This is a genomic window from Clostridium sp. NSJ-49, from assembly GCF_014287725.1.
GTDB lineage: Bacteria > Bacillota > Clostridia > Clostridiales > Clostridiaceae > Clostridium > Clostridium disporicum_B.
The window spans coordinates 48,951-58,878 of the sequence record NZ_JACOOP010000021.1 but is presented as its reverse complement, the minus strand read 5'-3'; the positions used below and the strand labels follow the sequence as shown (position 1 = coordinate 58,878).

The window sequence follows — 9,928 nt, the reverse complement described above, 5'->3', positions numbered from 1 at the left end:
TATTATAGAAGTGGGGATGTAACCCATCCTAGTGAATATGGACAAAGAATAATTGCAGATAATTTGCTTCCAATTTTAGAAAGTAAATTTAAATTCTAACTCACAATTGATTTAAATTGTTCGTTAAATAAATTATTTATTGTTAGAGAGCTATTTCCATATAATGAAGAATAATGTAAAATTATGTTGATTATATAATATTATGGAGGTAGGTATGGAAGAAATAAATGTTAATAAAGTTATTACTGAAGTTGCAAAAGAACAATCAAAAGAAATTTATCAAGATGGATTTAAAGGAGCAATGCAAGAAGGAGGGAAAGCATTACAATCAATAGTAGGATTATTCAATAATGTAATTTTATACCCTGTTAAAAAAGCTAACATAACTTATAAATATAAGCTAGAAGAGTTTGAAAATGATTTAAAATTAAAAATACAAGACACGCCAAGAGAAAATTTAATTGAAGCACCTATTAGTATTGTTGGACCTACTATAGAATCTTTAAAATATACAATTGATACTCCAGAAGTAAGAGAAATGTATCTAAATTTATTGGGAACTTCTATGAATGTAGAATCAGTAATATATGCACATCCAAGTTATGTTGAAATAATAAAGCAAATGTCTCCTTTAGATGCTAAAGTTTTGAAAAAAATAGTTGAAATAGGACAGAGCATTAAGTGTTCATGGATCACTATATGTTTTGATACCAAATATTTTATTCAAGGAATGCCTAAAATATTTACAAGTGAATTATTAATAGAGGATTATGATCCATTTTTAATTTCAGCAAGTATAGAAAATTTATGCAGATTAGGACTGTTAGTTCATTATGATGCTGGTATAGCTAATGAAAACTACGAAATCTTAAAAGAACACTGGTATGTTCAAGAAAGATTTAATTTATTCAAAAATAATAATCCAGATAAATTTATTGAATTAAAATCAACTCGTGAAACACTTGATATTAGTAACTTTGGGGAGAATTTTGCAAAGGCGTGTTTATAAAGTTATAAGGAGTGAATTATGAAGGTATTTTCTGTTGAAATTGAAAAGATAAATACAGAAACAATTCCAAGAGTAGAATTAAATAGTGAATTTAAAAAATTAAAGGATGAAGATATTATAAGGATACATGATTTAGTTTCTAATTGTTATAAAGACATAATGAAAATATATATATCTAAAACGTATAACCCAATAAAAAGAGATTAGGAAATTAGGCTCTTTTTTAACACAAAAAAATAATAGATATAGAGCATGGAGTCTTAAGCCGTAAGCAGTAGCTGTATCTATTATTAAGTATTAAAGATGTGGATGATAGAGACACAAACCACATCTTCAGGTGTAGATGTAATTATAAATTACAATTAGTATAATGCACAAAAAAGTAAATATTATTCAAAAGCTAGATTTTTATAGTCTAGCTTATTTTAATACAAAAAAATAAAAGGAAGGTGTAAAAATGGAAAACATATTAAATTATTTTAAAGTAATTGTAGCAACAATAGGAACAGGATTAACGTGGTTATTTGGGAGTTGGGATACAGCTCTTATAGTTTTAATTGCATTTATGGTATTAGATTATATTACAGGGCTCTTAAGAGCTTGGATAAACAAAGAAGTTTCTAGTGATGTAGGACTTAAAGGAATAGCGAGGAAAACTGTAATATTTATAGTATTAATAGTTGCTGTGTTATTAGATAGATTATTAAATACAGGCACATGGGTATTTAGAACTTTAATTTGTTATTTCTACATAGCTAATGAGGGAATAAGTTTATTAGAGAATTGTGCTGGATTAGGATTACCTATACCAGATAAATTAAAAGATGCATTAGCACAGCTTAAAGATGGAGAAAAGAAGGAATTAAATAAAAATTAGTAATTAAGAGCCGAAAGGCTCTTTTAATATATCAAAAATTCCAAGCGTTTGGGAAAATTAAAAGAAAGAAGGAATGTAAAATGAGTAAAACATTAAGAATATTATTAATAGCAGGACATGGAGCTGGAGATCCAGGAGCTTGTAGCAATTATGGAACAGAAGCTATAGAAACAAGAAGAGTATTAAACGAAATAAAAGCTTTATTAGGTGGATATGATGCAGCTGTTGATATATATCCATTAGACAGAAATGCTTATGCTGATATAGGCGCTGGATGTTGCCAAGTTAATTTTGCTAACTATGATTATGTATTTGAAATACATTTTAATTCTGCAGCTAATCCTGAATCAACAGGAGTAGAAATTTGGGTAACTCCAGCAGAACAAGGAATTACAGTTGAGCAAGCTATAGTTAATAAAGTAGCTGCATTAGGTTATAGAAACAGGGGGGTAAAGAGAGAAGATTTTAGAGTAATAAGAACAGCTAAAAATAAGGGTACAAGTGCAGCATTAATAGAAACTTGCTTTATATCAAACAATGGAGATATGGCAAGATATAATAGTAATTTCTCAAAGGTGTGCAATGCAATGGTAGAAGGTATTGCGGAGGGATTCGGTATAAGTAAGAAAAATGGATATGTAAAACCAACTCCACAACCACCACAAGCTACAGAAAAGCCAAAGATAAATTACTATGTAAAAACATCAGCAGGTAAGCAATTAGGAGCATTTAATAATTTAGAATACGCTAAAGATATGGCAAGTAAGAATAAGGCTATTGTGTTTGATAAGAATGGGAAAATAGTTGTATCTTATGTACCTTCTAATAAGAAATATCTTAATTTGAATCCTCATATAGCAAGTTGGAGAGTATATCCTACTAATGTTGCTCCAGTTATAGCAAATGCTTGTGGAAGTTTAGCACCTAAACAATTTGGTGGTCTTTCTTACGAAATTTTAGGTAATCCACAAACTGATGTATATACTATTCAAACACAAAGCTTTGGAAGAGTTAATATATATGCTCCAAGAGATAATGACAGCAGTATAACAAGTAATCCATTATATTAATTTAAAGGCTAGAGTTCATAAGTGAACTCTAGCTATTTTATTTAAGAATAGAAGAAAGGAAGATTCATAATGAATAAATTAATTAACATAAATACAAAAGGTGAAAATATAACGTTAAGCGGAAGAGAGCTACACGAGTTTCTGGAAGTAAAAACAAGATATAATGATTGGTTTTCTAGAATGCTAGAGTATGGATTTGAAGAAAATATTGATTATGTAGCTATTACTCAAAAAAGAGTAACAGCTCAAAATAATGCAACTACATATATTGACCATGAAATAAAGCTCGATATGGCAAAAGAAATCGCAATGATCCAAAGAAATGAAAAAGGTAAACAAGCTAGAAAATATTTTTTAGAAGTTGAAAAAATGTGGAATAGTCCTGAAATGATAATGAAGAGGGCTTTAGAAATATCCAATAGAAAAGTAGAAGAACTGAAGCTTATAACTTCACAACAAAGTCAATTAATAGGAGAGCTTAAACCAAAGGCAGATTATACAGATACAATATTAAAGAATCCAGGATTAGTTACTATAACTCAAATAGCTAAAGACTATGGAATGAGTGGAAAGCAAATGAATAATATCCTACATGATTTACATATTCAATATAAACAAAGTGGACAATGGCTATTATATAGTGAACATCATGGAAAAGGATATACTCATTCAGAAACAGTAGATATTAAAAGAAGTAACGGAAGAGAAGATATAAAGATGAATACCAAGTGGACTCAAAAAGGTAGATTGTTCATATATGAATTATTAAAGAAAAATGAAATATTGCCACTTATAGAAAGATAGATTAATTAAAATCTATCTTTTTTATTTGAGAAAAGAAAAAAGCTTAGATACGGCTAATATCTAAGCTTTTAATATTACACCTTGAAAGGAGGTGCAAACCATGTTTGAATCAGTCGTAGAATTATTAAAACTGATTATACTATATAAAATCGTAACTAAACTATGTAAATAGTATAGCATATAAAATATATCAATACAATAATTAATTAAAATAAACCCTAGATAGTTATTACTTTAATTATCTAGGGTTATTTTTATGTAGAAATTAAAGTTTAATCACATACTCGTCTCTCCCAAGAGCTTTAACTTCTACATTATTAGATTTTAATAAGTCAATAAACTTATCAATAGTTTCTAAAGAGGAATAATCCACCTTTAAGATTAATTCATCTTTAGTACTTCCGTTCTCCCCCACAATATACCTCCCCCTAAAGATTAATTAAACAATAATAGTATACACAGATATAAGAAAAATATTCAAATGCAATTATTGGATATAAAAATTTAAAAGTATAAATTTTAGACTTTTAAAAGTATAAAAAACAACCATAATCTATATTTAGTTATCAAGACTTATTTATTATATTTATATATTAGCTAATAACCTTCGGTATTTGCTCAATGATAATTAAAAATAAATTAATTTTAGATAAAAGAAAAAAGCCTTAGATTTAACTAAGACTTTCTTTTTTCCCACTTGATATCATAACCAAGTATGTCGGCAATCTCTATAACATCACTATACTTTAAAGTTTCGTTAGATATTTTTTTACTTAAATTTTGAACACTATGATTAGTTTGATTTTTTTCATTAAGTATTTCTTGTAGTTTTGTTATAGTTAATCCTTCTTTTATGATATATGACTTTATATCATTTTTAATAGCCATTACATCACCTCAATTAAAGTGTAACACATTCATCTTTAAAGTTCAATATTTCAACTAAAAAGTTTAAAAATATATTGACAGTTGTATGGGGAAGTATTATAATTCAACTATAAAGTTAAAATGGAATACTTTAAAGTTGATAGGAGGTGAACTACAAATGCAATTCTTAAAATTATCACATGAAATAATAACAGATAAAAACATCACATCTAATGAATTTAGAATATATACATATCTATTAAGCCTATATAATGAAGAGAAGCAATGTAGTTTCCCTTCAATAGAAACAATATCAAAGAATATAAATATATCAGTTGCAACAGTTAAGAAAGGTATTAAAAGATTATCTGAATTAAAATACATATCAATAGAGAAGAGAAAGGGTGCATCTGGTAACTATAATATATACAAAAGATTAAAACATTTAATAGAAAATAAAGTAAAACAATCAAATAAAGAAGAAAATAAAAAGATAGGAGTTGATAGTAACGGAAATATGCCAGTAGCAGGTCAAATAGCAGTTGAAGATATACTTAAATATGAAGAGGAAAAGAGGGGAAGGAGTATAGAAGAAGAGAAGAAGCAAAGCAAAATAGATAATCATACAAATGTAAGATTAGCAAGAAGTGTTACCAATATAGATAATAGTAAGTTTGCTAAGAAAGTATTAAGTTTATCAGATGAATATTTAGTAAGAGAAGCTATTAAGAATTTCAGAAATAAGAAGGGAAAAAGTGCAACGTTTTTAATTCAATTATTAGTAGATGAATATTTTAGAAATGGGATAGAGCTATCAAAATGTTTAGTAAATTTATTAAGCAAAGGATTAAAAGGAAGTTTTATTGCTGATATATATTAGATAGCAATATACCTATAAAGTATATTGCTGTGTGTAATGATATAAGTTAATTACTATATATCATTATTTGATAGGAGATAGTCTAAACTTACATTATAAAACTTTGCTAACTTAATTAAAGTTTGCAAGTTAGGGTAGAGACTTCCCCTTTCATATTTGCTAATAAGAGATCTATCTATATGTAGTATAGCAGATACGTAAGATTGAGGGTAATTATTTCTCAGTCTTAATTTGGATAAATTTTTGCTTATATAGCACAAATTCATTTAAAAGTCAACTCCTCTTGGTATTAAATGGGAAAATGTGCAGAGTTTGCACATTTCGATACTTTTTAATTTAAATATGATATATTGAAATTGACCAACAAAAAGGAGTGAGAACATATGCTAAAACCACCGATTTGCAGAGTGGGGGGGAAATCTAAATTAAGAAATACGATAATAGAAATGATACCTAAACATACTTGTTATGTAGAACTATTTTTTGGTGCAGGTTGGGTATATTTCGGAAAGGAAGAAAGTAGGGTTGAGGTAATTAATGATATAGATAGAGAACTAGTAAATTTATTTAAAACAATAAAATATCACTCACCAGAGATTGAAAGACTACTAAAATATGAATTTTCGGGAAGAGATATTTTTGAAGAATATAAAAATTGCAGCATTGAATATTTAACTGAAATACATAGAGCTATAAGATTTTTATATTTAATAACTCAAAGTTTTGCAGGAAAAGGTAAGGTGTATGGATATGCGATAACTAAAAAGCCAAGTCAACATATATTTAAAGAAGTTCTAGGAGAAATAAGAGAAAGACTAAAAAATACATATGTAGAGAATTTAAGTTTTGAGAAGATAATAGATAAATATGATAAAGAACATAGTTTTTTCTTTTGTGATCCACCATATTTTGAAACGAGTGGATATGATAATAAGTTTGGAGAAGATGAACATATTATATTACTGGACAAGCTTAAGAATTTAAAAGGTAAGTTTTTATTAACTATAAATGACCATCCAAAGGTTAGGGAATGGTATAAAGATTTTAATATAAAAGAAGTAGAAGTTAACTACTCGGTTTCTAAAGATGAAAAGGGACGAGGAAAATACAAAGAACTTATAATAACTAATTATTAGATGAAAATATTTAAGGGGTAAAAAGTATGGATAATATTAAAGAAAAAAATATTTTAGATATAGTTGAACAATGTTCAGAATTGAGATTAGTGGGATGTATAAATGGTAAAGAAGAAATTGTTGAAGTTGATAGAATAGCTAAGGCTATGCTTATTGGATATCTAAGCAAGAAAAAATTACTACTTAAATAATATTTATATATAAAAGAGCTAATTGGCTCTTTTTTGTTTATGCTAAATTATGTAAAATTATAATTATATAATACATATGGAGGTTTGTTATTATGGGAATATTAAAAGAGATTGATGATAGAATCATATTATTAATGAAGTTTGGAGAATTAAAAAATTTAGAAATGTTACAAAAAGGACAAGTGTATTGCAAAAATTTGAAGTGGTATTCAGATAGAGAAAAAGAAACTGGTGATAAGGATATGGGAGATATATTAGAAGGTAAATATAAAATGACAGAAGTTACGGCTGAATTTTATAGTTATGAAACTAATGAATTGGTATGGAAATTAGATAATGTATCATCATTTTTGTCTGTCAAAAATATTGAACGTATGCCAGTATTTTGTATAACAGCACTTACTACTAATGATTTTGAATTTATTGATAAGGATGAGCAGACAGCTTTTACAGATATTAAACTATTAGATATATTAAGTGAAATGTGTGAAAAACCTTATTGGAATAATGCAATAATAATTACAAGCCCAAGAAAATTTATAGAGAGAGTGTTAAAATCATGTAATGATAATGGGATAGGTATAGATGGGAGAAAAGTTAAATATACAGATATGAATATAAATTATGTAGATAGAACTAGGGATATAGATAATGATTTTAGTAATATAGCATTTTGGAAAGATAATTATTTTGCTTATCAACATGAGTATAGATTAGCTTTTAAAGGTAAAGAAGTTGATGACAACTTTATTCTTAATATAGGAGATATTTCTGATATATCTAAGATTTACAATAGAGAAGAACTTCTTGAATTTATGAATCAGGAATTCAGATTAGAAATAAGAGGTAGAAAAAAATATATATAAAAATAATTATTTAATGTATAATATAAAATAATTTGCAATGAATGAGGTGGAATTATGGCTAAAGAAAAAATGATAAAAACAAATGCAATGAGAATACTAGATTCAAAGAAAGTAAATTATGAAGTGATTACTTATGAAAGTAATGATGGGAAAATAGATGGAGTATCTGTAGCATATAAAATTGGAATAGATGAGGATCATGTATTTAAAACTTTAGTAGCGCAAGGGACAAGTAAGGAATTATATGTTTTTGTTATCCCAGTAGCAGAGGAATTAAATCTAAAAGAAGCAGCTGTAATATCAGGAGAAAAGAAAGTTGAAATGATCCATGTTAATGACATAATGAAGTATACCGGATATATTCGTGGTGGATGTTCTCCAATCGGTCAAAAGAAGGAATATAAAACATTTATACATGAAAGTGCTAAGAAGTTAGATTTTATTATTGTTAGTGCTGGTAAGATTGGATATCAAATTAAAATAAATCCTAATGATCTAATAAATATAGTATCAGGAAATTATGAAAATTTAATAAAAAATTAGTATATAAATAGAGGGTGGTGGATGCTCACCAATTGGTATGAAGAAGTTATATAAAACATTTATTCATAAAGATGCTGAAAGTTTAGAGAGAGTATGTGTAAGTGGTGGTAAAAAGGGCTTACAAGTTAAGTTAGCACCACAAGATTTACAGAATGTTTCAAATGCAATATTTGAAGACTTACTTTAATTAATTATTTTCAAAGAGAAGTTAATAATTAATGTAGGTATAATTTATAAATATTTATTATCATTTAATATTAAGGAGAGAAAGAAATGGAACTAAATATGGATTTTTTACGTGAATATGAAAATTTAATGAATGAGGATGTGGAAAAGGCTTTAGAGTTTTGCATAAATACTTTAGAAGAAAGCAATAATCCTGAAATTTATATTTATATAGGTGAGTGCTATATGGCTTTAAATTTATTTGAAGAAGCTATAGAAGCTATAGATAAAGGATTAAAGGAAGGGTCAGTAAATATAAATTTTGCTAAGAGTTTAAAAGGAGAATCTTTATTCTATTTAGAGAAATATGAAGAAAGTAAAGAGATATTTTTAGAATTATTAAAAGAAAGACCAAATAGCTTTTTCTCAATAGCTTATCTTACTGATATAGATATTAAGCTAGGTAACTATAAAGAAGGAGTAGAAAGAGCAGAAGAAGCGTTAAAGAAAAATAAACTTGATAGCAAAGATTCTGCTTATATAGAAGTAAATATAGGTTGGATAAAACTTAAATATTTAAATAAAGAAGATGAAGCATTAAATCACTTTAATCATGCACTAGATTTAGATAATAATTTAGGAAATGCTTATATAGGATTTGCAGAATATTATTTAAGAAAAGAAGAGTATTTTAAAGCTATAGATAATTTTGAAAAGGCAATTGATCTTGGCGAAAATACTTTAGATGTATATTTTGGAATGGGATTAGCATATAAAGGGTTAGGACAATTAGAAGATGCTTTAGAATACTTTAAAGTTGTATATAATGCTGATGAAAGCTATGAAGAAGCTAAGAAAGAAATAGAACTAATTGAAAGTGTTCAATCTAACTAATAGTTAATTACTTTAAAAGTATATAGGAGAATTTATGAATAAAAGTATTAAGATAAAACATATTAGTGGAAGAATTATTGATGCAAAGATTAGAAGGTTGACAAATAGGGATTTAGATAAAATTTTATTACTTCAAGATTTCATATATGAGAGTATGGTAGATAAAAGCCTTTTTGCTAAGACAGAAAAAGAAGAGTTTGAAAACATGATAAACAATAACGGCGAGGTTATAGGAGTTGTTACTGAAGATGATGAACTTATAGCTTTTGGTGCTATGATAAAGCCAGAATTTGAAAAATTTAACTTAGGATATGATCTAAATTATGATGATAAAAAACTTATTTCAATAGCTCATATTGAATCCACAGTAGTACATTCAGATTATAGAGGAAATAGGTTACAAAGAACTTTGGTAGAAGAACTTGAAAAAGTTGCAAAAGGTAAAGGATGCTGTATTTTTTGTGCAACAGTAGCACCACAAAACGAATTTAGTTTAAATACATTCATTAAATTGGGATATAAAATAGCTATAGAAAAAGAGAAGTATGGTGGCTTAAAAAGATACATTGTTATTAAGGAATAAAAATATAAATAAGTTGATATTGCCTAAAATAATATTGTTGGAA

15 protein-coding genes are annotated in these 9,928 nt (G+C 26.9%); 13 read left to right on the top strand and 2 right to left on the bottom strand.

Going from position 1 to position 9,928, the window contains the following annotated elements:
- The first annotated feature begins 214 nt into the window (after positions 1 to 214).
- From H8S10_RS09280 to H8S10_RS09260, 5 genes are all read left to right on the top strand, one after another.
- Positions 215 to 1,009 carry a DUF4393 domain-containing protein gene (locus H8S10_RS09280; protein WP_186838666.1) on the top strand — a complete coding sequence of 265 codons (795 nt, stop codon included), beginning with the start codon at positions 215 to 217 and terminating at the stop codon, positions 1,007 to 1,009.
- An 18-nt stretch (positions 1,010 to 1,027) separates the two neighbouring features.
- Positions 1,028 to 1,216, top strand: coding sequence for a hypothetical protein (locus H8S10_RS09275; RefSeq protein ID WP_186838665.1), 189 nt, complete (start codon positions 1,028 to 1,030; stop codon positions 1,214 to 1,216).
- Between the two features lie 250 nt (positions 1,217 to 1,466).
- Positions 1,467 to 1,886, top strand: a complete 420-nt coding sequence (locus H8S10_RS09270) for a phage holin family protein (protein WP_186838664.1) — start codon at positions 1,467 to 1,469, stop codon at positions 1,884 to 1,886.
- 80 nt (positions 1,887 to 1,966) lie between these two features.
- Complete coding sequence (locus tag H8S10_RS09265; protein WP_186838663.1) at positions 1,967 to 2,956, top strand: N-acetylmuramoyl-L-alanine amidase; 990 nt, start codon at positions 1,967 to 1,969, stop codon at positions 2,954 to 2,956.
- Positions 2,957 to 3,025: 69 nt separating this feature from the next.
- Positions 3,026 to 3,760 carry a phage antirepressor KilAC domain-containing protein gene (locus H8S10_RS09260; protein ID WP_186838662.1) on the top strand — a complete coding sequence of 245 codons (735 nt, stop codon included), beginning with the start codon at positions 3,026 to 3,028 and terminating at the stop codon, positions 3,758 to 3,760.
- Between the two features lie 265 nt (positions 3,761 to 4,025).
- Here the strand turns inward: H8S10_RS09260 and H8S10_RS09255 are convergent, their stop codons facing one another.
- Both H8S10_RS09255 and H8S10_RS09250 read right to left on the bottom strand, forming a co-directional pair.
- Entirely contained in the window at positions 4,026 to 4,175 is a 150-nt protein-coding gene (locus H8S10_RS09255; RefSeq protein ID WP_186838661.1) for a hypothetical protein, read from the bottom strand.
- A gap of 260 nt (positions 4,176 to 4,435) precedes the next feature.
- Entirely contained in the window at positions 4,436 to 4,648 is a 213-nt protein-coding gene (locus tag H8S10_RS09250; RefSeq protein WP_186838660.1) for a hypothetical protein, read from the bottom strand.
- 157 nt (positions 4,649 to 4,805) lie between these two features.
- On the opposite strand from H8S10_RS09250, the gene H8S10_RS09245 reads away from it, so the two are divergent.
- The 8 genes from H8S10_RS09245 (at position 4,806) to H8S10_RS09205 (ending at position 9,885) form a co-directional block, all read left to right on the top strand.
- A complete protein-coding gene (locus H8S10_RS09245) occupies positions 4,806 to 5,507 on the top strand; it encodes a helix-turn-helix domain-containing protein (RefSeq protein WP_186838659.1) in 702 nt (233 codons plus the stop codon).
- Positions 5,508 to 5,890: 383 nt separating this feature from the next.
- Positions 5,891 to 6,643, top strand: a complete 753-nt coding sequence (locus H8S10_RS09235) for a DNA adenine methylase (RefSeq protein WP_186838657.1) — start codon at positions 5,891 to 5,893, stop codon at positions 6,641 to 6,643.
- Positions 6,644 to 6,669: 26 nt separating this feature from the next.
- Positions 6,670 to 6,834, top strand: coding sequence for a hypothetical protein (locus H8S10_RS09230; protein WP_186838656.1), 165 nt, complete (start codon positions 6,670 to 6,672; stop codon positions 6,832 to 6,834).
- Positions 6,835 to 6,926: 92 nt separating this feature from the next.
- Complete coding sequence (locus tag H8S10_RS09225; RefSeq protein ID WP_186838655.1) at positions 6,927 to 7,700, top strand: hypothetical protein; 774 nt, start codon at positions 6,927 to 6,929, stop codon at positions 7,698 to 7,700.
- Between the two features lie 54 nt (positions 7,701 to 7,754).
- On the top strand, positions 7,755 to 8,243 hold the full coding sequence (gene ybaK, locus H8S10_RS09220) for a Cys-tRNA(Pro) deacylase (protein ID WP_186838654.1): 489 nt from the start codon (positions 7,755 to 7,757) through the stop codon (positions 8,241 to 8,243).
- Positions 8,244 to 8,280: 37 nt separating this feature from the next.
- A complete protein-coding gene (locus H8S10_RS09215) occupies positions 8,281 to 8,430 on the top strand; it encodes a hypothetical protein (protein ID WP_207731864.1) in 150 nt (49 codons plus the stop codon).
- A gap of 86 nt (positions 8,431 to 8,516) precedes the next feature.
- A complete protein-coding gene (locus H8S10_RS09210; protein ID WP_055262885.1) occupies positions 8,517 to 9,302 on the top strand; it encodes a tetratricopeptide repeat protein in 786 nt (261 codons plus the stop codon).
- Between the two features lie 34 nt (positions 9,303 to 9,336).
- Positions 9,337 to 9,885 (top strand): GNAT family N-acetyltransferase, encoded by a 549-nt coding sequence (locus tag H8S10_RS09205; protein ID WP_186838653.1) that lies wholly within the window; start codon positions 9,337 to 9,339, stop codon positions 9,883 to 9,885.
- Positions 9,886 to 9,928 lie beyond the last annotated feature (43 nt).